General features: G+C 46.0%; 25 protein-coding genes. 16 read left to right on the top strand and 9 right to left on the bottom strand.

Annotation, left to right across the window (positions count from 1 at the left end; translation table 11 throughout):
- Window positions 1-8: 8 nt before the first annotated feature.
- On the bottom strand, window positions 9-464 hold the full coding sequence (locus ACP5KC_RS02140; RefSeq protein WP_428286782.1) for a methylated-DNA--[protein]-cysteine S-methyltransferase: 456 nt from the start codon (window positions 462-464) through the stop codon (window positions 9-11).
- Window positions 451-681 carry a hypothetical protein gene (locus ACP5KC_RS02135; RefSeq protein ID WP_273433889.1) on the bottom strand — a complete coding sequence of 77 codons (231 nt, stop codon included), beginning with the start codon at window positions 679-681 and terminating at the stop codon, window positions 451-453. The genes ACP5KC_RS02140 and ACP5KC_RS02135 overlap by 14 nt, the downstream gene beginning before the upstream one ends.
- A 128-nt stretch (window positions 682-809) precedes the next feature.
- On the opposite strand from ACP5KC_RS02135, the gene ACP5KC_RS02130 reads away from it, so the two are divergent.
- The 8 genes from ACP5KC_RS02130 to ACP5KC_RS02095 all read left to right on the top strand — a co-directional run bounded on the left by ACP5KC_RS02130 (window position 810) and on the right by ACP5KC_RS02095 (window position 7,348).
- Complete coding sequence (locus ACP5KC_RS02130; RefSeq protein WP_424740290.1) at window positions 810-1,958, top strand: glycosyltransferase; 1,149 nt, start codon at window positions 810-812, stop codon at window positions 1,956-1,958.
- Window positions 1,959-2,047: 89 nt separating this feature from the next.
- Window positions 2,048-2,614: a hypothetical protein gene (locus ACP5KC_RS02125; protein WP_191118610.1), complete on the top strand. Its 567-nt coding sequence runs from the start codon at window positions 2,048-2,050 to the stop codon at window positions 2,612-2,614.
- Between the two features lie 18 nt (window positions 2,615-2,632).
- Complete coding sequence (locus tag ACP5KC_RS02120) at window positions 2,633-4,177, top strand: acyl-CoA carboxylase subunit beta (RefSeq protein ID WP_428286781.1); 1,545 nt, start codon at window positions 2,633-2,635, stop codon at window positions 4,175-4,177.
- 3 nt (window positions 4,178-4,180) lie between these two features.
- Window positions 4,181-4,351 (top strand): hypothetical protein, encoded by a 171-nt coding sequence (locus ACP5KC_RS02115; RefSeq protein WP_191118609.1) that lies wholly within the window; start codon window positions 4,181-4,183, stop codon window positions 4,349-4,351.
- Window positions 4,352-4,356: 5 nt separating this feature from the next.
- Window positions 4,357-4,713: a biotin/lipoyl-containing protein gene (locus ACP5KC_RS02110; RefSeq protein ID WP_191118608.1), complete on the top strand. Its 357-nt coding sequence runs from the start codon at window positions 4,357-4,359 to the stop codon at window positions 4,711-4,713.
- 206 nt (window positions 4,714-4,919) lie between these two features.
- Window positions 4,920-5,564: an MBL fold metallo-hydrolase gene (locus tag ACP5KC_RS02105; protein WP_273433896.1), complete on the top strand. Its 645-nt coding sequence runs from the start codon at window positions 4,920-4,922 to the stop codon at window positions 5,562-5,564.
- 96 nt (window positions 5,565-5,660) lie between these two features.
- The gene (locus ACP5KC_RS02100) at window positions 5,661-6,719 is read left to right on the top strand and encodes a phosphoadenosine phosphosulfate reductase family protein (protein WP_273433898.1); all 1,059 of its coding nucleotides are present in this window, start codon (window positions 5,661-5,663) and stop codon (window positions 6,717-6,719) included.
- On the top strand, window positions 6,716-7,348 hold the full coding sequence (locus ACP5KC_RS02095) for a hypothetical protein (RefSeq protein ID WP_052883423.1): 633 nt from the start codon (window positions 6,716-6,718) through the stop codon (window positions 7,346-7,348). Before ACP5KC_RS02100 ends, ACP5KC_RS02095 begins: the two co-directional genes overlap by 4 nt.
- An 8-nt stretch (window positions 7,349-7,356) precedes the next feature.
- Here ACP5KC_RS02095 and ACP5KC_RS02090 read toward each other — a convergent pair whose 3' ends face one another.
- Both ACP5KC_RS02090 and ACP5KC_RS02085 read right to left on the bottom strand, forming a co-directional pair.
- The gene (locus ACP5KC_RS02090) at window positions 7,357-7,776 is read right to left on the bottom strand and encodes an Lrp/AsnC family transcriptional regulator (protein WP_052883422.1); all 420 of its coding nucleotides are present in this window, start codon (window positions 7,774-7,776) and stop codon (window positions 7,357-7,359) included.
- 106 nt (window positions 7,777-7,882) lie between these two features.
- Complete coding sequence (locus ACP5KC_RS02085; RefSeq protein ID WP_273433901.1) at window positions 7,883-8,437, bottom strand: HD domain-containing protein; 555 nt, start codon at window positions 8,435-8,437, stop codon at window positions 7,883-7,885.
- Window positions 8,438-8,520: 83 nt separating this feature from the next.
- On the opposite strand from ACP5KC_RS02085, the gene ACP5KC_RS02080 reads away from it, so the two are divergent.
- Window positions 8,521-9,408, top strand: a complete 888-nt coding sequence (locus tag ACP5KC_RS02080) for an ArsA-related P-loop ATPase (RefSeq protein WP_273433903.1) — start codon at window positions 8,521-8,523, stop codon at window positions 9,406-9,408.
- Here the strand turns inward: ACP5KC_RS02080 and ACP5KC_RS02075 are convergent.
- On the bottom strand, window positions 9,397-9,564 hold the full coding sequence (locus ACP5KC_RS02075) for a hypothetical protein (protein WP_273433905.1): 168 nt from the start codon (window positions 9,562-9,564) through the stop codon (window positions 9,397-9,399). The two genes, ACP5KC_RS02080 and ACP5KC_RS02075, sit on opposite strands and share 12 nt — an antisense overlap.
- On the opposite strand from ACP5KC_RS02075, the gene ACP5KC_RS02070 reads away from it, so the two are divergent.
- Together ACP5KC_RS02070 and fbp are read left to right on the top strand one after the other, a co-directional pair.
- Complete coding sequence (locus ACP5KC_RS02070; RefSeq protein ID WP_273433907.1) at window positions 9,564-12,254, top strand: cation-translocating P-type ATPase; 2,691 nt, start codon at window positions 9,564-9,566, stop codon at window positions 12,252-12,254. The two genes, ACP5KC_RS02075 and ACP5KC_RS02070, sit on opposite strands and share 1 nt — an antisense overlap.
- 136 nt (window positions 12,255-12,390) lie before the next feature.
- Complete coding sequence (fbp, locus tag ACP5KC_RS02065) at window positions 12,391-13,491, top strand: fructose-1,6-bisphosphate aldolase/phosphatase (RefSeq protein ID WP_052883418.1); 1,101 nt, start codon at window positions 12,391-12,393, stop codon at window positions 13,489-13,491.
- A gap of 37 nt (window positions 13,492-13,528) precedes the next feature.
- On the opposite strand, the gene ACP5KC_RS02060 is transcribed toward fbp, so the two are convergent.
- Window positions 13,529-14,812: a Clp1/GlmU family protein gene (locus ACP5KC_RS02060; protein WP_273433911.1), complete on the bottom strand. Its 1,284-nt coding sequence runs from the start codon at window positions 14,810-14,812 to the stop codon at window positions 13,529-13,531.
- Window positions 14,813-14,844: 32 nt separating this feature from the next.
- On the opposite strand from ACP5KC_RS02060, the gene ACP5KC_RS02055 reads away from it, so the two are divergent.
- On the top strand, window positions 14,845-15,396 hold the full coding sequence (locus ACP5KC_RS02055) for an ADP-ribose-binding protein (RefSeq protein WP_428286780.1): 552 nt from the start codon (window positions 14,845-14,847) through the stop codon (window positions 15,394-15,396).
- On the opposite strand, the gene ACP5KC_RS02050 is transcribed toward ACP5KC_RS02055, so the two are convergent.
- Entirely contained in the window at window positions 15,393-15,818 is a 426-nt protein-coding gene (locus ACP5KC_RS02050; RefSeq protein ID WP_052883415.1) for a phosphate-starvation-inducible PsiE family protein, read from the bottom strand. The genes ACP5KC_RS02055 and ACP5KC_RS02050 overlap by 4 nt on opposite strands.
- A 66-nt stretch (window positions 15,819-15,884) precedes the next feature.
- Between ACP5KC_RS02050 and mobA the strand changes: the two genes are divergently transcribed.
- Window positions 15,885-16,508 (top strand): molybdenum cofactor guanylyltransferase, encoded by a 624-nt coding sequence (gene mobA / locus ACP5KC_RS02045; RefSeq protein WP_273433913.1) that lies wholly within the window; start codon window positions 15,885-15,887, stop codon window positions 16,506-16,508.
- Here the strand turns inward: mobA and ACP5KC_RS02040 are convergent.
- The gene (locus ACP5KC_RS02040) at window positions 16,494-16,916 is read right to left on the bottom strand and encodes a Mov34/MPN/PAD-1 family protein (RefSeq protein WP_273433915.1); all 423 of its coding nucleotides are present in this window, start codon (window positions 16,914-16,916) and stop codon (window positions 16,494-16,496) included. The genes mobA and ACP5KC_RS02040 overlap by 15 nt on opposite strands.
- A gap of 4 nt (window positions 16,917-16,920) precedes the next feature.
- Window positions 16,921-17,946 (bottom strand): hypothetical protein, encoded by a 1,026-nt coding sequence (locus ACP5KC_RS02035; protein ID WP_273433917.1) that lies wholly within the window; start codon window positions 17,944-17,946, stop codon window positions 16,921-16,923.
- A 144-nt stretch (window positions 17,947-18,090) separates the two neighbouring features.
- Here ACP5KC_RS02035 and ACP5KC_RS02030 point away from each other — a divergent pair, with 144 nt between their 5' ends.
- The 3 genes from ACP5KC_RS02030 to arcC all read left to right on the top strand — a co-directional run bounded on the left by ACP5KC_RS02030 (window position 18,091) and on the right by arcC (window position 21,366).
- A complete protein-coding gene (locus ACP5KC_RS02030; protein WP_052884840.1) occupies window positions 18,091-19,941 on the top strand; it encodes an aldehyde ferredoxin oxidoreductase family protein in 1,851 nt (616 codons plus the stop codon).
- A gap of 46 nt (window positions 19,942-19,987) precedes the next feature.
- Complete coding sequence (locus ACP5KC_RS02025) at window positions 19,988-20,260, top strand: MoaD/ThiS family protein (RefSeq protein WP_052883411.1); 273 nt, start codon at window positions 19,988-19,990, stop codon at window positions 20,258-20,260.
- Between the two features lie 167 nt (window positions 20,261-20,427).
- Window positions 20,428-21,366, top strand: coding sequence for a carbamate kinase (gene arcC, locus ACP5KC_RS02020; protein ID WP_273433920.1), 939 nt, complete (start codon window positions 20,428-20,430; stop codon window positions 21,364-21,366).
- Window positions 21,367-21,383 lie beyond the last annotated feature (17 nt).

The following is a 21,383-nucleotide window of genomic DNA, read 5'->3' as shown; positions in this document are numbered from 1 at the left end:
AAACTCACTTATAGAGCTTTCTCGAGCATTAAGAGGTATTTCTTCGTTTCTCTTCCAAGTACGTAGCCGCCAATGTCTCCTGTGGAAGATATTACCCTGTGGCAAGGTATAAGTAGCAATACATGATTACTTCTGAGAACGCTAGCAACAACCCTGGGAGTCGTTGAAGCTTTTTCAGCAATAGCCTTGTACGTGGTTAACCTTCCATAGGGAATTCTCATTACTTCTTGCAGCACTCTAATCCTGACCGTGGACCCCGTAACAACTGGTTTGAAACTGAACGATCTTCTTATACCCTGGAAGTATTCGTGGAGCTCCTCTTCGAGGAGTGAGGCATGTATGCCTGCTTCAGCGTTCTTCGGGGGATTAACTACTCCACTCTTGTGAAGAGCATGAACCATGTGGCCTTTTAACAAGAAGCAGAGCTCGCCAATGGGGGTCTGCATGCACTTATACTCGAACATTGCTGTCTCTGGAGAAATACACCTTTATTAACTCTCCTATAACGACGATTTTATACTGAGACTTGAGCTTGGTTATAGCTGCGGTTATTTCTTCACGTGTATATCCTTGATCGAGGAGATCTTTTATGAAGACGCGTCCAACATTATTGTATATATCCCTTCTAGCTAACTCTAGGATTAACCTGGAAAGTATTTCTAGATTAAAGGGGTTAGTCATCGGGGATGCATGCCCAGATTGTAGTGATAGTCGTCTTAAATAACTAACATCATAAGTAGGGTGTGCTATCGATCATTGCTCAAGAGCCACATAAAAAAGGATTTATTGAGGGTAAGTTTGGATTGGATGTGTCTGCTAGGGAGGTCGTGGTCGAGGAGTCTGTTTTTAAGGAGATTCTTCCCGTAAGTGTAATAATACCTTCGTTTCGGGGAAGCGATAGGCTCGTAAAACTTGTTAGGGACTTGCTTAGCAATAATTATCCCAGACTCGAGGTAGTTGTTGCGATAGATGAACCTTCAGAGAGTATAGTTAAAGAAGTGTCTCGGTTAAAGAGTTCAAATGTTAAATTTATTTTAAACTCAGAAAGAGTGGGAAAGGTTAACGCATTAAACAAGGCTATCAAAGTGTCTGCTGGCGAAATTCTCATATTTTTAGACGATGATGTTGAGATCGCCGACCCCTTCTTTGTTGAGAGAGTCGTGGAAGAGATGAGGAACTATGATATCGCTGATATAAGGAAGGTAATTGTTGCAGAGAACCTACTAGGTAAGATGATTTACATCGAGTATACCGCAGTGAATTTTGCTAGTAAGCTTATGGCACGTCTTGCTCAGAGAACAGTTGCTGTTAATGGGGCTGCCTTTGCCATCAAACGCAAAGCGCTTGAGGAGTTAGGTCTTTTTAGACCCATTATCTCGGAAGATTTTGACCTTGCCATTAGGAGCTTTCTTAGGGGGCATAGATACGGATACATCGAGACAACATATGTTTTAAATTACCCTCCGGAATCTCTTAGGAAATGGTTCAAACAGCGGAAGAGGTGGGCTGTGGGCGTAGCGGATTGGCTAGAGAAATACTATAAGGTGGGTTTTGAGGCGTTAGTTAAAATGCCTCACGTGATAATTCCTGGACTCATACTTTCCCTGCCATCGATCGTCTCTAGTGTACTTCCCTTCTTCCTTTATAATTATACCATCCTGAAGGGGTTCTACCTTCTCCTGCTCTACATGTCATCACTTGTTAGCCAAGTAATACCCTTTGCAACCCTGATTTCGGTGAACTTACAGGTCGTGTATCTTATTCCTCTCATGGTAACACTAGGCTTCTTCATGCTGTGGCATTACATAGCATCCAAATACGTCGGCATGAAGTCCTATGTATACCTTTATCCAGTCTACTTTCTTGTTTACCAACCTCTATGGTTTACCATTCTTCTAGCAGGCCTTATAAGGGTCGTTGTCCTGGGCCGAAAAGACCTGCAGGACTGGGTAGTCTAAAAAGGAAACTTCGTCGATTGTTGAATGCCTAATCGGCAAAGCTTAAATACCGTACAATATGTAGCAAAGACCAAGCGGTGTGAGATTGTATGATGATCGTAGTACAGAGAGCCCTGGGTGCATTCATTTCACCGAATCCCTTGGCTTCCCATGACAAATTTGCACATGCGGTTTCCAATGCACTTGCCCTTAACAGTTTAACGGGACCCGCCTTCGAGGTAAAAACTGGGGAGCTTGAACTAGAGTTTGACTCTAAAACGCTCGTCGCTTTCGCGGGGGATTCAGAGGTATATGTCGACGGTAGGAGAGTCGAGCCCTGGGCAGCCTACTTTGCTAAAGAGAGGGTAACTTTGAAAACTACGGGAAGGGCATATATCTCGGTTCGCGGGTTAAGGGGAAGCATTAGAAGAAAACAGGTTTTGAAAAGCGGAGAAGCTTACCCCCTAGAACAGTTGAACGGCATTAATGAAAGCGATCTAAGAGCGCTAAGGGTTCCATCCACGCTTCGCTTTGCTAATGGAGACTGGCTCGAGGCAGTCGCTAGGATTCAAAGACACCTGGGAATGGTTTTGGAGGCGGTTAGGAAGGGCGCTGAACAAGTAAAGGTTCGCGTTGGTGGCGGAGAGTTTGAGGTGTGGGTCTTAGAGCTTTCCTAGAGCCTTCCAGGTGTTTTCATGCCAAGTAGAATAGAGGATCTTCTTAGAAGAAGAAGTGAGACTCAACGCGTGAGCGAGGAGCGAGCGAGGACGTTGCACGAGCAGGGAAAGCTTACAGTTATAGAAAGGCTAAACTTGCTACTCGATCCTGACTCACTCATCCCTATCGGGAGGTATGTTCTCCATAGAGCAACTGGTTTCGGAATGGAGTTAAGGAAAGCTTATGGCGACGGTGTAATTGCTGGGCTGGGATCCGTTAATGGTAGACGTGTGGCAGTGTATGCTCAGGACTTCACCTTTATGGGTGGAAGCGTAGGAGAGATGCATGCCTACAAGATAGCCAGAACAATTGAGACAGCCGTGAAGCTGGGCATCCCGGTAATAGGACTTAACGATTCGGGCGGCGCGCGCATACAGGAGGGTGTTGATTCCCTTAAAGGCTACGGAGATATCTTCTATAGGAACGTTATGGCCAGCGGTGTTGTTCCGCAGATAGTCGCAATACTGGGTCCTTGTGCTGGAGGAGCAGTTTACAGTCCAGCTTTAGCGGATTTCATCATCATGACGAGGAAAAGCTACATGTTCATAACGGGACCGAAAGTTGTGAAAGCCTCGATTGGTGAGGATATCTCGACGGAAGAGCTTGGGGGAGCTGAGGTTCATGCTTCAAAGAGTGGGGTTGCACACTTCGTAGTTGAAGACGACAGAGAGGCTGTAAATCTAATCAAGAAACTCATCAGCTACCTTCCAAGTAATAACGCTGAAGATCCTCCTTTTCTCGAGACTAAAGACTCTCCTTACAGGGAGGATCCTACGCTCGATTCAATTGTTCCAGAGGACCCAGCAAAGCCCTATGATGTTAGAGAGATTATCGGTAGAGTTTTCGATTATGAAAGCTTCCTGGAGGTGCACGCGAACTTTGCTCAAAACGCTGTTGTGGGCTTCGCCCGGCTTGGAGGGCATGGTGTGTGCGTCGTAGCGAACCAGCCTGCAGTTATGGCCGGCAGCCTTGATATAGACTCCTCCGATAAGATCAGCAGATTCGTTACATTTTGCGACTCTTTTAATTTCCCGATCATCACCTTTGTTGATGTTCCTGGGTTTTTGCCCGGAAGCTTTCAGGAACATCACGGCGTGATAAGGCATGGTGCAAAAATCATCTATGCATATGCGGATGCTACGGTACCTAAAATAACAGTTATACTCAGGAAGGCTTACGGAGGAGCATACATTGCTATGGGAAGCAAGCATCTAGGTGCGGACTTCGTTTTAGCTTGGCCAACAGCCGAGATAGCAGTGATGGGCCCTGAGGGCGCCATAGAGATAATATACAAGAAAGAGCTAGAGAGCGCCGAGAACCCCGAGGAGCTCGCAAAAACATTCGTTGAAAAATACCGTAACGAGATCGCTAATCCATATGTGCCCGCCAGCAGAGGATATGTTGACGACGTTATTGTCCCTCGAGAAACGCGTGCCTACCTTTACAAGCTTCTAACATTCCTTATGGATAAAAGGGAAAAACAGCCGAGGCCGCCGCGCAAGCATGGAGTCCCGCCGGTGTAGCGCATGGAGTCCTCTAAGCGTGCTGTGATCTTAGCCGCGGTACTGGCGTTTCTGCGAATTAAAGAAAAATCAAAAGAGAAGACAATAATTATTGAGGAGAGCCGTCCAATCAGCGCGTGGAGACTTTCCAGGAAGTTAGACTTGTTTGAAAACGATGTTACTTGTTTCGGGTGACCACTATGAAGAAAAAATTTCTAGTAATACTTGACGGCGAAGCCTTTGAGGTTGAAGTTGAGGTTGAGGAGGGTAAAGGCTCTTTGGAAACACTCCTCTCAGTGCTCCAGACAGGAGTAGTCAAGAAAGTCGAGTCACCACCCCTAGGTAAGGGCGTTATCTCGTCTCCCATTACTGGAAAAGTTGCGCGAATAACGGTGAGTAAAGGTGATCATGTGGGTCCAGGAGATGTCCTCGCCGTGATTGAGGCCATGAAGACACTCGTAGAAGTAAAGTCAAATAACGAGGGCATGGTTGTAGAGATATATGCCAGGGAAGGAGACGTCGTTAAGCAGGGAGAACCCCTTTTCAAGGTCGAGTAACAAGCTTAGGCCTAATCCTCAATAGATTCTTTGATGCTACGCTAGTTTTTTCAAAGCAACCTGAAACCCAACTAATGAAGATAACTGCTAAGGGTCAGGAGACATTACGAGGTTTACTGGGAAACTTCTAGCTAGGCCCGCGGATACCAGATAACAAGTCCTTGAGAGAACAAGCTTAAAATAACCTTGCAAAGTATTAGAATTATATGGGCCAACTGGAATTTCAAGGTGTTCTTATAGAGCATCTATCCCATGCGGCGTTTAAGATCTCGGGAAGTGGAATTACAATATATGTTGACCCATTCGAGATAGAAAAGGAATTCAGAGATGGTGATATTATCATCTGTACTCATGACCACTATGATCATTGTAGCCCCGAAGACGTGCATAAGGTCTCTAAACGGGAAGGAGTTATAGTCGCGAGCGTTAACTGCAAATCAAAAATAGAGAAGCTTGGCTTTACTCATCACCTGCTGGAACCTGGAAATAAGATCGAGGTTAAAGGTGTCACTATTGAAGCTGTCCCTGCCTATAATATCGGGAAACGCTTTCATCCTAGGGACTACAAAGGTATAGGAGTCATTATAGGCATTGGTGGCATTCGCATATACCATGCAGGAGACACAGATTATATTCCGGAGATGAAGGATCTGAAGGGAAAGGTTGACATCGCATTGCTTCCGGTGAGCGGTACCTATGTCATGACAGCTGAGGAAGCAGTAAAAGCTGCGCTGGACATTGAGCCGAAGATTGCAGTACCAATGCACTATGGCGTAATAGTTGGCTCTACTGCGGACGCAGAGATGTTTAAGAAAAAGCTTGAAGGAAAGGTAAGAGTAGAAATAATTTAGCTATTTTTCTATTTTCAACAGTTTTTATGACTTTAACTTTAAGAAAGCCGTAGACAGGTTTTTGTGCAAAGTGCCATGATTTTTTAAGAGCAAATCATGATGGAGGCCTACCCGGTTTTTCAGGGTTTACGCAGGACTCATTACATTAGAACCTTTGGAGACTATGTAGAGCTTCTTTGGGACAATAAGGTAACTCATTACCTGTGGAGTGGCGAGCTAGGATTCAGAACCTTAGGTAACAGCAATTTCCTTAAAGCGGTTTATGAAGACCCCATGCCACTGCACTTAGAGTTACGAGAAAATTTCCTAGAAAAACGTCTAGTTGAGGCACAAGAGCAACTCGGAAGAGTATTGGAGGGAAAAACAGTTATGGCCGACCTGAGCGGAGGTAAGGACAGCACCGCCCAACTCATTCTTCTAGACAGACTAAGAGAAAAGATAAGGTTCAATTTAATTGCCGTTTACGTTCATATGCCTTATCTAGAGCCCCTGGAAAACATATCCTTCGCGGAGAGAGTAGCCGAGAGGATCGGGGTGCCTTTCTATTACAAGGAAGCGGATCGAGGAATGATCAGGTACTTTCTACAACGTGATAGTCTTCCAAAGAGGGGAGACCGGTGGTGTACCTACTTGAAGTCAAAAGCGCTCCGAGAGGCCCGTAAAGAGCTTAAAGCTGACTTCGAGGCTAAGGGTGATCGAATGCTTGAATCGGGTAAGAGAATGAAAAAATTGAAAAACATGGCCATTAAAACGAGTTTCATAAATGGAAAGACATTGAATCTCATTTATGATTTCTCAGCTGCCGAGACGGCAAAGATAGTGAAGGAGCATCATCTTGTACATCCTCACTATCTACAAGGAATACCCCGCGTCTCGTGCAGGTTTTGCCCGTATAGAGGGCTGTACGAGATCCAAGCATCTAAGAATCAAGAGGTTGAAGACGAAGGATTCCTCGAGGACTCTGCCAGAACCCATTTCAGAAGATACTACTCTATGATTGTTCCATGGGACATTTTTTGGGAGCTATCCTTATGGAGGTTCCAACCAAGTCTCGCACGTTTAAGGCTTCAAGAAATGAGAAACGTTGATTATGGTGAGTTTGTGTCCATCACGGATGTTAGGAGGATGTTAGCTAGTATGTGGGAGGTTCTATGAGTTCGAGGAGAGGATTCTGGACGGAGTTGCTCGCGTTTCACATACTGGAAAGTTTGGGCTTCGAGATACAAGAATATAGACACAGAATAACCCGTTCGGGTGTAGAAGTTGCGGAAATAGACGCTTTAGCAAGGAAAAACAACGATTTGTATGCAGTTGAGGTCAAATCGGGAAGAATATCAACCACCGATATAAGACAGGCCTTTGCTAATGCACAGCTTATAGGCGCTAAGCCCTTGGTAGTTGCTCGGGGCTTCGCGGATAAGAGCGCGGAGGCATACGCGAACGAGTTAAAGGTAGAAGTCATTCTTATCCCGGATTATTTACACTTTATCTCAACCGAGGAGTTAATGGCTGTAATGGAGGAAGCTATACTTAACTCACTCGATAAACTTCTAGACGTCAACTTTAAGGATTTGAGTGAAAAGGAATTAGGGGTTATACGTTCACTTGCCACAAGCAAGAATCCGGAGGAGGCTTGCCGAGCTCTGGGGATGAGCCTAGAAGAATTCTCAACAGTACTTGGCCGTCTAAGGGAGAAAGGAGTACTGGTAAGTGACTCCTCCTTTACACGTCTAAGGGTACAAGCCAGGCTTGTCTTACTCTTGAGGAAAGCTTTCGAGCATTGAAGAGGCGGCTACTTTACCCTGTCGAGGACTATAGCAGGACATACCTTCTTGACCCCCTCCATTTTTCCAATGTCTTCAATGATATTCATCAATTCTTCTGCGGATTTGGCCCAGATCTCCACCATAATCATGTGGTCCCCAGTAGTGATGAAGACTGACGTTGTGTATTCCTTCTTTGAAAGCTCATTAGCTGTCGAGAGAACCTTGTCCGGCTCGGTGTCTACGCCTACAAGAGCAACACCGTTGTAGCCCACCTTCTTTGGCTCGACTACTATCGTGTATTTTTTGATTATTCCGTCTTTTTCAAGCTTCTTTATTCTCTTTTTCACCGCTACATCTGTTATGCCTACTTTCTCGGCTATCTTGGTTAAAGGCAATCTCGCATTCTCGATTAGCAGGCGTAATATTGTGATGTCCTTTTCGTCCATTTTAAACCTCTTACCTCCTACAAGAAATAGAATAAAAGCATTGCTTTATAAAGATGCTTTAGAATTCAACTTGTAAAATTTAAGGTAAACTTTTTAAGAAAATTTTCTATGGTACGGCCTTTTCAATTTCTAAAATCAAACCCATTGTTATGTCTTCAAATACTGAACCTTTAGCCTCCTCTATTGCCTTGCTACGCATTGATTGTGCTATTTCCTCGACACGTGGATAACTGTTACGCATGTATCTAAGAGCTTGAAGATAAGTGGCAACCGCGTCTGCCACATGTGCGATTCTAGACTCGATTGATCTCTTACTCAACCACTCCTCAATCATCTCTTTAACTTCTAAATCCACCTGTAGTTCCCTGAGCGCCTTCCTCTCGAGATCGTTTTTGACTTCTCCTAGAAGGCTTCCTACGTATCTTGGTATATCCCCTATAATACCTTCAAGGAGGTCATGAAAAAGTGCTATGGTGGCAGCTCTGTAAGGGTTTACTTCCACTCCTCTACTTTTCGTCCTAGAGGCTATGAGGAATGCGATAACAGCAGCCTCCCACGAGTGTTGTGAGACTGTTTCAGCGTCTGAGCCGGGAATACCGCGCATCATCCAACCTGTACGCGTTAACCATTTAGCAGCCTCCAGTGTATCCCACAAGCTCACGGGGTAAAAGGACTCATATGGATATTTAAGCATGAGGCTGTATAAAAGAAAAAACATATAGTTTTCTATATCATTCTTTCCGTGTGCCTGTCCTGGTTAGCTTTTGGGGGAAGGGGGGCGTAGGGAAAACAACCCTCTCGTCGGCTTTCGCATTAAGACTGGCACAAAAGGGCTTCAGAGTTTATCTCATTTCGACAGACTTTGTACCCTCGTTATCAGATGTACTGGACGTGGATCTCTCAGATGGCCCAAAGGAGGTTTCCAGGGGACTTATAGTTGAACAGCTAACAGAGGAAAAAATTGTTGAACTATGGAAGGAAAGGTTCGGAGAAGAGGTATACAGGGTTGCCTCCAGCATATTCCCTGTGGATCGCGAAATAATTGATTACGTTGCTAGGGCGCCAGGAATAGTTGAAGAGTTCACCCTGTACTATGTATGGCATAGATTCTCAACGATGAACGTCGATGTTGTAGTCTGGGATACGATGGCAACAGGGGGTGGTATCAGAATGCTCAGAATCGAGAAAGAATTCTATGACCATCTTGGCGAGGCTGCTAAGCTATACCTGAAAGTAAAGGGTGTATTAGACAAGATAAGGAGGGGGGAAAGCGAGCCTCTCGTACTCATTGAGTCCTGGAGGAGGCTTGCCGAAGACGTTTTTAGCTTCCTTCGCAGCAAGGAACATAGGGCTGTCCTCGTCTCAAGACCCTTACGTATAGATTTAAACGTAGCAAGGAAGATATATGCTGAGCTTAAAGACACAGGAATTCCTTTAAAGGCGCTCATAGTAAACATGGTGAGCAATCAAAACAAGGACATCCTTCTAAGCTTTGAGGAAGAGTTCAAAAGTAAATTGGGCTTGATCACAATACCTCAAAGGGATTCCTCACCTCTAGGGCTAGACGCATTGAGCCAACTATTCTCTCCCGAAGTCTGGAATATGCTCCAAGAGTTGGTCCTATTTTCTTGAATAGTTTTTAACCCCTAGAATAGCCGCTACTCCACCCAGATAGTCGAACAGAATCCTAACCTTTACTAGGGATATCCGTTGCGCGTACAAAATTGAAACTGTTAGGCTTAGAGTCACCCTTATATCTATACCCTTCACCTTCTTGTCGTACCCCAATGTCCAGTGAAAAAAATTGGCACTCGATGCCAGTTGAAGAAGTCTTCAAGATGCTAGATACTTCTCCTAGTGGACTTTCACAGGAAGAGGCCCGCAGAAGGCTGGAAGTTTACGGTTATAACAGGCTCGAGGAGGAGAAAAAGGTAAGCCCTTTAAAGCTATTCATTGAGCAATTTAAGAATCCTCTCACGGCTCTATTACTTTTTGCTACAATTCTATCCCTCCTTATAGGGGAGACGCTTGACGCCGTGGTCATAATTGTCCTAGTGCTTGCCGGGGCGCTATTAGGGTTTTACCAGGAATATAGGGCGGAAAGAGCCCTGGAAGCGTTGAAAAAGATGTCTTCCCCCCAGGCAACAGTAATAAGAGATGGCGTGATCAAGGTGGTTAGCTCCGAGGAAGTTGTCCCCGGAGACATCATAGTTTTAAGCGCTGGAGACAAGATAGCAGCGGATGCAAGGCTAATAGAAACTGTGGATCTACGCGTGGATGAGGCAATTCTGACCGGCGAGTCTGCTCCTGTCGACAAGGAAACTGGGATCTTGGAGGTTGATACTCCTCTAGCTGAAAGGACTAACATGGTTTTCGCAGGGACGGCTGTCGTCTACGGGAAGGGGAAGGGCGTTGTTGTAGCAACAGGCACAAACACTGAGCTAGGGAAGATAGCTGAGTCTCTTCAAGAAGTAAAAACTGAGAAAACCCCTCTAGAAAAACAGCTTGACATGCTTGGTAAAGTCCTCCTGATATTAATGGTGATCGTCGCAACCATAGTATCACTCGTGGGGATGTTTTACTGGAAAATGAGACTCATAGACTTAATTCTCTGGGCTGTAAGCCTAGCTGTGGCCGCTGTCCCAGAGGCCTTACCCGTAATCGTGACAGGTTCTCTAGCCATTGGAGTTTACAAGATGGCTAAGAGGAAAGCCATAGTACGCAAGCTCCCGGCAGTCGAAACACTAGGCTCAACAACCTACATTTGCAGCGACAAAACCGGCACAATGACGAAGGGAGAAATGACCGTTGTTAAAGCCTGGATATTCGATCAGGAAATCGAGGTTACCGGTACGGGATACCAGCCTGTTGGCAAACTCTTGAGCAACAAAGAGCCCGTTAACATTTCAGAAAACAAGGCTTTGGAGCTTCTCCTACTTAATGCATTTAACAATAATGATGCACAGCTAGTCCAGGAAGACTCCAAGTGGACCGTAAGGGGGGATACTACGGAAGGCGCTCTGAAGGTTTTTGCTCTTAAGGCTGGCATTAACCAGAGCCTTGAACGTATAGGCGAGATCCCCTTCTCGTCTGAGAGAAAGAGAATGAGCACCCTCCATCCATGGAGAGAGTTCAACGTGATGTTTGTCAAGGGTGCGACTGAAATTATACTTCAGCTCTCATCAAAAATAATGTTGCCAAGTGGTAAGCTCTTTGACATCAATGAGGATATTCGTGAGAGGATAATGAAGGTAAACGATGATTTTGCAAGGCAAGGATTAAGAAACATTGCTTTTGCCGTGAAGTTCTTCCCATCCGAGAAGAATGTGATAAAGGAGGAGGATGAAGGGGATCTCATATTTTTAGGTATTGCCGCCCTTATTGATCCTCCACGCCCCGAAGTCTATCCGGCTCTTGAAACGTGCCGAAGAGCCGGTATCAAAGTAGCTATGATAACCGGTGATCATAAGCTCACAGCCGTCACCGTCGCGAAGCAGCTTGGTTTGCTCGATGAGGGCGATGTGGTGATTACTGGAACTGAACTCGAGAAACTCAACGACAATGATCTTGAGAACATGGTTGAGAAGATAAGGGTGTTTGCCCGAGTTTCCCCCGAGCATAAATTAAGGATAGTTAGAGCACTGAAGAAAAAGAATCACGTCGTAGCCATGACGGGTGACGGTGTGAACGACGCCCCCGCTTTAAAGGCTGCCGATGTAGGAATCGCTATGGGTATCACAGGCAGTGAGGTTGCGAAGGAGGCAGCAGCTATGGTCTTAGCCGATGATAATTTTGCAACAATTGTAGAGGCTATTAAGCTAGGACGCGAGATATTCGAGAACATAAGAAAATATCTAATATACTTATTATCCGCTAACATAGCCGAGTTGCTGACACCATTATTTGCAACTTTCCTAGGTCTCCCCATACCCTTCACAGCGACACAACTGCTCTGGATTAATTTGATTACAGATGGCGCACCCGCAATAGCGTTAAGCCTCGAGCCGGGCGAGCCCGACTTATTAGAGAGAAAGCCCCGTAAGCCCAACTCTCCTATCTTTACGCGAGAAGAAATCATCGGTTTTCTGGTAACCACACCGTTGATTCTAACCATCAGTCTGACATTGTTGTTCAAGAACCTCATAGATCTTGGTATCCCCGAAGTAGAGGCCCGCACAACGCTCTTCACAACCATGATCCTAACAGAGTTATTGCTAGCTTATCTCTTAAGATCCCTGCGTAGACCAATATATGAGCTCTCGCCGCTCCGCAATAAGACTCTAATCTTAGTCTTGATACTGTCCTTCGTTATACAACTCGGGATGCTCAGCATTCCTATTGTACAAGCAGCCTTAAACATCTCGAAGATCTCAATTGATGACTTTGAAAAAGCCCTAATTGTCTTAGCTTTAATATTTGTCACCGTGGAGACTTCCAAGGCAATTATTAGGATTTTGGAAAAAAGACAATATCCGTGAAATTTATCGGCTTCGCCTAAAACAAATCTCGCAATCTATTCTGAGAATTTTGAAGAAAATATATTAGAATAGTTTCTTTCTTGAAGTTTATTGTAAGGAATTTTTATAAGTATCCTATTCAGTAATAATACTAAGTATGAAAATTACTGTATCCCTTATAAAGGCGGATATCGGCGGCATGGCAGGACACATAACTGTACATCCTGGACACGAAGAACTAGCAAAGAAGAAGCTCGCCGAAGCAAAAGAAACCGGGTTAATACGGGATTTCTATGTCTTTCACGTAGGAGACGACCTTCAGCTTTTAATGACTCATACTAGGGGTGAGAATAATCCTGAGATACACAAGCTTGCTTGGGACGTTTTTGTAGAAGCTACTGAGAAAATTAGCAAGCCACTTAAGCTCTACGGGGCTGGACAGGATCTTCTCAGTGATACGTTCTCGGGCAACGTGCGTGGGCTTGGACCCGGCGTCGCTGAGATGGAATTTGAGGAAAGGAGAAGCGAGCCGTTACTAGTGTTTGCGGCTGACAAGACGGAGCCGGGGGCCTGGAACCTCAAGCTGTATAAAATCTTTGCTGATCCCTTCAATACGGCGGGTTTGGTTATCGACCCAACGATGCATGAAGGTTTCATCTTTGAAGTCCTGGATCTTATTGAACACAAAGCCGTCAAGCTGAAAGCCCCAGAGGAACTCTATGATCTCTTGGCACTCATCGGTACACCAGGTAGGTATGTTATTAGGAGGATATGGCGGAAAAGCGATAACGAGGTGGCTGCCACAGCTAGTGTTACTAGATTATCGCTAATTGCTGGAAGATATGTGGGAAAGGATGACCCCGTCCTGGTAGTAAGGGCACAGCATGGGTTCCCAGCTACAGGCGAGGTCCTCGAGGCTTTTGCTTTTCCTCATCTCGTATCAGGGTGGATGAGGGGATCGCATACAGGACCCTTGATGCCTGTGAGTCTTCGCGATGCCAAGTGTACACGCTTCGACGGTCCTCCCAGGTTGGTTGGGTTAGGTTTTCAGCTTCATGATGGTTACCTAGAGGGCCCTGTTGATTTATTCGATGATCCAGCCTTTGAGCACACAAGGAGGTTGGCCACTGAAATTGCAGAGTATATGAGAAGACATGGTCCATTCATGCCACACAGGCTTGGGCCAGAGGAAATGGAATACACAACCCTTCCACAAGTATTGAAAAAACTGCAAGATAGATTCGTGCCAGCGGAGTAGAAGGTCTTGAAGAATACCTATCGCTGCATAAAGTAACTTATAAGCTCCACTTTTCGAGCCCAGCCTCCTCCTCAAAGGACAATGGGTTCACTTTCTGGCTGCCTATTAGCCACAGTTTGTTATCGATTCTCTCTACTGGTGTTAAGACACTGACTCGCTTTTCCCGCGCGTTGAACCCTGTTATTATTCCTATGCCTTCACAGTACCGCTCTTTACTCATGAAACCCACGACGCTGTGTAACAGCTCATATCCCTGAAGGAGCCTAAAATGCCTTACAGAGAATGCGTTTTTTGCAAAGTCAAGGGCCTGTGGTATCGGAGAAGACCCTACAATGGCGCCTAGGTAGTCATCCGCTTTTTCAGCATATAGTACTTCTACGCCCAAAATACTCTGGAGCTTGAAGGTTTCCTCAGAATCTAGAGGCCTCCCGCTAAGGAAATATGAATAAGCGGTCCTTATATTGTTCAAGCTGATACTTTTAACACTGGCACCTGTAAAATAGCGGCTATACATGTATCGTCGGTACTCCTTCCTATCCTGTTTATCCCTGCTAGCTATAAAGGCAGGCTTAGGTACTCTAACAATCTCGACTAGAGCCTCCAGCTCACGTTCTATCTGTACGAGTTGAGAGGGGGCTCCTACAAGAACTACGAGATCGGGTTCCGTTATAAGGGTCTTGAAGAACTTGAGCTCTCGACCTTCTCCTTCAGTCACCCACCCCGTAGAGTCTATTATTAGCCTGTCCACCAACTTTTCAGCTTTTCTAGCGAGAAGAGCGGCTCCAACTATACTCCTGTGAATAACCGATGCTGGAGAGTTGGAGCCGGTAAAGAATGCGTCGTAAAGCGGGATACTAGAGAGAGAGTACACGCTTTTCTCGGTGACACCAAGACCAATTGTTCCTGGAGGACCTATGCTTTTTTGGCCAACATCCGCGTCGATGACTGCGACTTTATTCCCCCTGTTTGCAAGCACGTTCACTAGTAGGGTCACAAGGGACGTTTTCCCGCTATCGACGTCTCCAATTACGAGAACACGCCTTATATTGCTGCTGGCAAGCTTCTCGGCGAGCTCGTACCACTCCCCAGGAGTGGTATCTCCAATATGAAAGGTGAAGCTACCATACTCAACGTTGATAACAGCATTTTGATGCGCGTAGAGGGGAAGGGCTCTGGTGGGTTCCACGTTAAACTCTTGTCCATCGCTAAACTCTGCCCCGAAAACCCTTAGTACTCCTTCGAGCACCTTAAGTTTGGCAGGACCATAGACTATCAGGGTGTAACCCTCAGGTATTTTAATCTCTGGCAAGCCCAACCCCATGTTTTTAACCTCTAAAAATTAAATAATACTGTATGCCGCAAAGGGTCTTCCATATTAACGGAATCACGGTAGAATTATGTGAGGGCGACCTTACTGAGGTCGTGGCTGACGCCATCGTAAACGCCGCTAATAGCTTCTTGAAGCATGGAGGCGGCGTGGCACTCGCAATAGTGAGAAAAGGGGGTGAGGAGATACAACGTGAGAGTGACGAGTACGTGAAAAGACATGGTCCAGTGCCGACAGGTCAGGTTGCAGTCACGGGGGCCGGAAAGCTAAAGGCTAGATTCGTAATACACGCTGTGGGCCCGAGGTTCGGAGAGGAAAATGGGGACGCAAAGCTAGCATCCGCATTTAGAAATGCCTTGCTCAAAGCCGAAGAACTCCGGCTGCAAAGTATAGCTTTCCCTGCAATTTCAACTGGTATTTACGGGTATCCCTATGAGAGGTGTGCCATGATAGCTGTTAAGACACTCAAGGAAATGTATACCTCGCTTAAGAACGTGAAGAGAATAATCTTTTGTCTGTATGGTTCCGAGGCCTATACAACTTTTCAAGAGGTATTCCAAAAGGAGTTAGGGCATTAAACTTCATCTCCTTGAGTCGAAGCCTGCACTCTCCGCGCAATGACCCATGCCGCGAACAATGAGGCAAAGACTGCTATATAGAGTATAAGCCTGATATCCGAGACCATTTTTAGCTCCATCGTAATTATCTCTCTAATAATGAATATTAGGGCCGCCTCAAGTACGACAATCACAGAGATTTTCTTCTCGATGATGCCTCCAACCAGTGTACGCATTAGATCTACCGCTACTATCATTAGCAGGGATTCATCGAGAAAAGTCACGAAGTGCTGTCTATCGAAGACTGCCTCGGTGGCCAGCTTGGCGGCCTCGCCGATAAGCTTTGTCAGCGATAAAATAACGGCTAAGGCTAAGAGAAGCGCAATAAAGACCTCCAGGATAACTATAAGGCCTCCAGCTGCCTTCTCTACGTATCGCTCCACACTTTTTGTCGGTATTGTGATATTTTAAATATAACTGTTTATTTGTCATGCAGAAAGGTGCCTTGGGTGGAGGTTGCTCTACTTGCAGGCGGCTTCGCGAAAAGACTGGGAGGCATGTATAAGCCATTGATACGAATTTGCGATAAACCTGTTCTCGCAGCATTAGCCATGCGTCTCAGCTCAGCCTTCGAGAAAATCATCGTCGTTGTACACACAAAGGAGCAGGAAGAACTTGTTTCCTCGGCGTTGGCAAATATCCCGGGGGAGATTATTATAGCAGTGGATGAAATAAGGGAGACCGCCCCCATTGTGGGCTTGTACACTGCTGCGAGAAACTCCACTACCAGCGCGTTTGCCGTTCTCCCCGCGGATGTTCCGTTCTTAAAAGCAGAAACAATTTTAAATATTCTAAAACATCTCGAGACATTTTATGATGCTGTCGTACCTAAATGGCCTAACGGATACCTGGAACCTCTAATAGCGTCTTACAGGCGTGAAGCTCTAATACGAGCGTTGAACGGGCTTGACAATTATGGGAAGAGCGTCACCTGGCTCCTAGCCAAACTCAGGACAAAATATGTGGATATCAACGCTTTAACTCCACACCCTAATTTGGAGTTCTTTAACCTTAATACTCCTGAGGATCTCGCCAAGGCAGAAGAAATTTGTAGAAGACTAGACTATTACTAGGTCTATTTCCCGCAGCTGCGAGTCATAAGTCCACGCCCTGATGCCTTTTGGGGAAACTATGATCCAGACCTCTCCGGGACACTCAGACATCCTCAAGGTGTCTAGTGGCGAGGGTATGGGACGACCATAGCTATGACTATGCAGAATTCCAATGTATTTCAATCCTCTAATCTTGAAGCTTTGTACAGCTTCATACCATTCCCGAAAATCTATTCGAAAAGTACCAGCTGAATAGATTCCCTTAATCTCTTTAACCTCATTAACTAGCGTCTCTTCATCCTTGATATCTCCTCCTAGAACAGCAAGCCTCTCTTCCTCTATTACCTGGAAACTCTTGAGTATATGGGAGGAAATCACAACCCTACGTATCGGGGACTCTGGACCTATAATGCTGGAGGATGTATGCATCGTTTCACACAGGGAAAGGATCACTAATAATCTCTTTTAAAGCCTGAACCGTGAAATCTATATCGGATTTAAGGGCCATAGAGACGGGGGCATGTATGTATCTAACTGGAACAGAAACAGCAGTTACCTCTGCCCCCCAAAGGAGGAAACTACCGCTGTCCGTGGCACTGTAGGGTGAAAGTTGTAGTTGGAAAGGAATATCCTTCTTTGCTAAAAGCTTCTTGATGTGATTGAGAAGCCTTTGGGAACCTATGATGCTTCTGTCCATGACCCTTATAGCAGGGCCTGCTCCCAGTCTTGTCACCACCTTGTCTGGGGAGGATAACGGCACGTCATTGGCAATCGTTCCCTCAACGGCTATTGCGAAGTTTGGCTCAAGATTTTTTGCCAGGACAGATGCCCCACGCAACCCAACTTCCTCCTGTACTGTAAACGCCACTACTACTGAACCATGGTCTGGCGGTGAGACATCTTCGACAGCTTTAAGCAGGGCATAGCAACCCACTCTATCATCAAGCGCTTTACCAAAGACGTGTTTCTTTGTTTCTTTGAAGTTCCCGGGGAATGTTCCGGGTGTACCGGGTGATATCCCGTAGTCCAAAACCTCTTGACGCGAGGACGCTCCGATATCGATGAACAGATCCTCTATTGTGGGAGCCGTAGGAGCCTGCTGCCCCTGTATATGCGGTGGGTTGGATCCTATCACTCCTGGAATCATGTCTTCTCCAGCCAGGAGGATCACTTCATGGCCTATTATTGAAAGCGGGTTTAGGCCTCCGAGAGCTGTGAATCTGATGAAACCATTATCGTCTATGTAGCGTACCATGACACCTACTTCGTCCATGTGGGCTGCCAGGATTAGGGAGGGTTTGTCTTCACCAAGAATAACATATACGTTCCCGATATTGTCAATCAGGGGTTCTAGCCCTAGTGAGCGTAGACGCTTCACAATCAACGAGCGTACCCTCTCTTCAAAGCCTGAGGGTGAGGGCGCGTTCACAAGCTCTGCGAGAAGTCCTGAGTCAAGCATATGCGATCCGTTTAGAATACTATACCAGGGTTAAGTATTTTGTGGAAACTATGCCTTTAGAAATATATAATTTTTATTCGATATTTTTATTTAAAAATATCGTAAAGTATTTATTGTACATTTGTAAAAATAGTAATGACCAAGATGAAAGGAGGATACATAGGCAAAATTCTTTTTGTAAACTTAACGGATAAAACAATTCGAACAGAACCCATCGACCCCCAGGTGGCTGAGAAATACATAGGAGGTAAGGGATACGCGCTCTATCTTCTCTACTACAGGTACCTGAAGGAATACATGGCAAAAGGCATGTCCCCAAAGGACGTTAATCCCTTAGGGCCAGAAAACGTACTTATCTTCGCCACGGGACCTATCACCGGGGTTGCCGGAGTACCTTCACCTGGAAGATACCACGTCATGGCTCTCAGATCCCCACTAACCGGATCTGTAGGAAGTGCTAATAGTGGAGGCGAGTTCGGACCCTACATGAAGTTCGCAGGTTACGACATGATAGTGGTCGAGGGAGCCTCAGAGAAACCAGTATACTTAGAGGTCGTCAACGGACATGCAGAGATCAAAGATGCCTCAGATATCTGGGGTAGAAATGTCTTTGATACGACACGTGTCTTGAAGAACAGGGTGAAAGCTAAGAATGTCAGCGTTGCTTGCATAGGTCCCGCTGGAGAAAACCTCGTTTTGATGGCTAATATAATGAACGATGATCATAGGGCGGCCGGTAGAACGGGTCTTGGAGCTGTTATGGGGAGCAAGAAATTAAAGGCAATCGTCGTCGCTGGTGAGGAGAAACCCCAGGTTGCTAAGCCGGATGAGTTTAGAGAGCTATCAAGGAATCTGATAGAACGAATGAAAAAGAACCCCGTGACGGGTGAGGGACTACCCACTTATGGTACAGCCGTGCTGGTGAATATCATAAACCAGGCTGGAATGCTCCCGTATAAGAACTGGCAGTTCGGCTACAACCCTGAGGCAGACAAGATAAGCGGTGAAACACTTGCGAAAACCTTTCTCATAAAAAGGCGTCCATGCTGGGGATGCCAGATAGGATGCGGCCGAGTGGTTAAGGTCGAGAGCGGCCCCTACCAGATTCTCTACAGTGAAGGACCTGAATACGAATCCATCTGGGCTCTCGGCAACACTACAGGTGTAATGGACTTGGCTGCTGTCATCAAGGCGAACCACCTCTGCGACGAGCTGGGAATGGATCCTATATCGCTTGGCTCAACGATAGCCTGTGCAATGGAGTTACGTGAGAAGGGCTATATCCCTGAAGAAGACCTGCAAGGCATTGATCTAAGGTTCGGGAATGCTGCAGCCTTAGTGGAATCTATATGGAGAACGGCTTATAAGTCCGGCTTCGGGGCGAAGCTAGCACTCGGAAGCAAGAGGCTAGCCGAGATGTATGGTGCTCCCGAGCTATCAATGAGCGTAAAGGGACTTGAAATGCCTGCCTATGATCCTCGTGGTGCTAAGGGTATAGGTCTGAATTATGCAACTGCCAACAGGGGTGGCTGCCACGTCACGGGATACACGATATCCCCCGAGATACTCGGCTTGCCGCAGAAAATCGACCCATTAACTCCGGAGGGTAAGGCGCAATGGGTAAAGATATTCCAGGATCTTACAGACGTTGTTAACAGCGCCGTCAACTGTTTGTTTGTAACATTCGCTCTGGGGGCTCAAGACTACGCCGACCTCTTCAACACGGTGGCTGGCTTCAACTTTACAACAGATGATGTTATGACTATTGGGGAAAGGATATACAACCTAGAGCGTTACATAATGTCCTATTACGGGTTCTCAGCCAAAGATGATACTCTGCCTAAACGCCTGACTCATGAGCCGATGCCCGAGGGTCCGGTGAAAGGACAAGTCGTTGAGCTAGACAAGATGCTCGCCGAGTACTACAAGCTACGCGGATGGGTTGACGGCGTCCCCACCAAGGAGAAATTAAAACAGCTTGGTATCGAACCTTAAAAGAAAAATTATAACTTTTTTACCCAGTAGTTTATCTTGATGTTTTATGCCACGGGTTAAGATTTTACTTTTCGCCTCTCTACGCGATAAGTACGGCGTAAAAGAGATTGAAGTCGACACAGATGGCAGTCTACGCAACGCGGTGGAAAACGCTTCAAAACAGCTTGGACGTGAATTTATAGACGAGTTCTTCGAAAACAGTAGTTACAGATCAGATAGGCTAATACTTGTTAATGGAAGGCATATTCAATTCCTAGGAGAAGTGCAGTTGAAGGACGGGGACATTATAGCAATATTTCCACCAATAGCGGGCGGGTAAGGATTCAATAGTAACATTGCGGGGGGTCGAGGACAACTGTCTTAAAAAAGTTTGATTATAGATCGAATATTTTAAATGAAACCATGATATACCGTTTTTTATTCCTTGGTATTCTTTTTATGCTGTGTGTATTTTCCCGATTATTATTTATAGTCTCTATATAAATAATGGCTTCAAAAGGAATATATGTGGAAAAAGTCATAGTTATAGCTTTAGGTGGTAACGCTCTCATAAGAAAAGGGCAGCGCGGAACTTTCCAAGAGCAGGTTGAAAACCTTATACGTATTACTCCTGAAATAGCGCGAGCATCGCGTAGCTACAGGATTGTACTTACTCACGGCAACGGTCCCCAGGTGGGAAACCTTTACCTTCAACAGGAACATACCAGAGACGTGCCACCAATGCCTTTACATGCATGTGTCGCCATGACGCAGAGCCTCATCGGTTACATGATACAGACGGCTTTTAGCAAATGCTGCCCCGAGCTCAGAGTCAATGTTGTACCGACCCGAGTGATTGTCGCTTCAGACGACCCCGCTTTTTCGAACCCTACGAAACCTATTGGTCCTTACTATGATGGGGCACAGGTGGAAGACTTGAAAAAGAAGGGATGGAGCCTTGTTATGGTTCCCGGAAGAGGGTGGAGGCGCGTAGTGCCTTCTCCCAAACCCCGGGAGATCGTAGAACTTGAGCAGATACGGACGTCGGTCGAGAGGTTTGAAGTTACGGTGGCCGTGGGCGGTGGTGGGGTACCGGTTGTAAAACAAAATGGCTCCTTGGTGGGAGTGGACGCGGTTATCGATAAGGATCTTGCATCTTCAGTGCTAGCGGTCTCCCTTAATGCGGAGTCCTTCCTGATTCTAACAGATGTTGAAGGCGTCTATCTGGACTATGGTTCGGAGAAGCAGCAGCTCATCCGGGAGATCAGATTGCGGGAGGCACAGGAGCTGCTAGAAAAAGGATACTTTCCTCCGGGAAGCATGGGGCCCAAGGTGGAGGCTGTAATCGAGTTTGTCAGGGCTACGGGGAGAAAAGCGATTATAGGCCACCTTGACAAGTTGGAAGAGATTATACGTGGCGTGTCAGGAACTATATTTAAACCCTAGGAGGCTATTACTTATCA

The organism is Infirmifilum sp. (genome assembly GCF_049970975.1).
GTDB classification, from domain to species: Archaea; Thermoproteota; Thermoprotei; order Thermofilales; family Thermofilaceae; genus Thermofilum; species Thermofilum uzonense.
This window is presented reverse-complemented; position numbering and strand designations above follow the sequence as displayed.

Bases quoted from the DNA above. Each gene is read 5' to 3' on its own strand.
- ACP5KC_RS02140 (WP_428286782.1), bottom strand. From the start codon at position 464: ATGTTCGAGTATAAGTGCATGCAGACCCCCATTGGCGAGCTCTGCTTC.
- ACP5KC_RS02035 (WP_273433917.1), bottom strand. From the start codon at position 17,946: ATGCTTGACTCAGGACTTCTCGCAGAGCTTGTGAACGCGCCCTCACCC.
- ACP5KC_RS02055 (WP_428286780.1), top strand. From the start codon at position 14,845: ATGCCGCAAAGGGTCTTCCATATTAACGGAATCACGGTAGAATTATGT.
- ACP5KC_RS02110 (WP_191118608.1), top strand. From the start codon at position 4,357: ATGAAGAAAAAATTTCTAGTAATACTTGACGGCGAAGCCTTTGAGGTT.
- ACP5KC_RS02100 (WP_273433898.1), top strand. From the start codon at position 5,661: ATGATGGAGGCCTACCCGGTTTTTCAGGGTTTACGCAGGACTCATTAC.
- ACP5KC_RS02120 (WP_428286781.1), top strand. From the start codon at position 2,633: ATGCCAAGTAGAATAGAGGATCTTCTTAGAAGAAGAAGTGAGACTCAA.
- ACP5KC_RS02090 (WP_052883422.1), bottom strand. From the start codon at position 7,776: ATGGACGAAAAGGACATCACAATATTACGCCTGCTAATCGAGAATGCG.
- arcC (WP_273433920.1), top strand. From the start codon at position 20,428: ATGGCTTCAAAAGGAATATATGTGGAAAAAGTCATAGTTATAGCTTTA.
- ACP5KC_RS02105 (WP_273433896.1), top strand. From the start codon at position 4,920: ATGGGCCAACTGGAATTTCAAGGTGTTCTTATAGAGCATCTATCCCAT.
- fbp (WP_052883418.1), top strand. From the start codon at position 12,391: ATGAAAATTACTGTATCCCTTATAAAGGCGGATATCGGCGGCATGGCA.
- ACP5KC_RS02095 (WP_052883423.1), top strand. From the start codon at position 6,716: ATGAGTTCGAGGAGAGGATTCTGGACGGAGTTGCTCGCGTTTCACATA.
- ACP5KC_RS02040 (WP_273433915.1), bottom strand. From the start codon at position 16,916: ATGCATACATCCTCCAGCATTATAGGTCCAGAGTCCCCGATACGTAGG.
- ACP5KC_RS02025 (WP_052883411.1), top strand. From the start codon at position 19,988: ATGCCACGGGTTAAGATTTTACTTTTCGCCTCTCTACGCGATAAGTAC.
- ACP5KC_RS02060 (WP_273433911.1), bottom strand. From the start codon at position 14,812: ATGGGGTTGGGCTTGCCAGAGATTAAAATACCTGAGGGTTACACCCTG.
- ACP5KC_RS02135 (WP_273433889.1), bottom strand. From the start codon at position 681: ATGACTAACCCCTTTAATCTAGAAATACTTTCCAGGTTAATCCTAGAG.
- ACP5KC_RS02030 (WP_052884840.1), top strand. From the start codon at position 18,091: ATGAAAGGAGGATACATAGGCAAAATTCTTTTTGTAAACTTAACGGAT.
- ACP5KC_RS02070 (WP_273433907.1), top strand. From the start codon at position 9,564: ATGTCCAGTGAAAAAAATTGGCACTCGATGCCAGTTGAAGAAGTCTTC.
- ACP5KC_RS02115 (WP_191118609.1), top strand. From the start codon at position 4,181: ATGGAGTCCTCTAAGCGTGCTGTGATCTTAGCCGCGGTACTGGCGTTT.
- ACP5KC_RS02125 (WP_191118610.1), top strand. From the start codon at position 2,048: ATGATGATCGTAGTACAGAGAGCCCTGGGTGCATTCATTTCACCGAAT.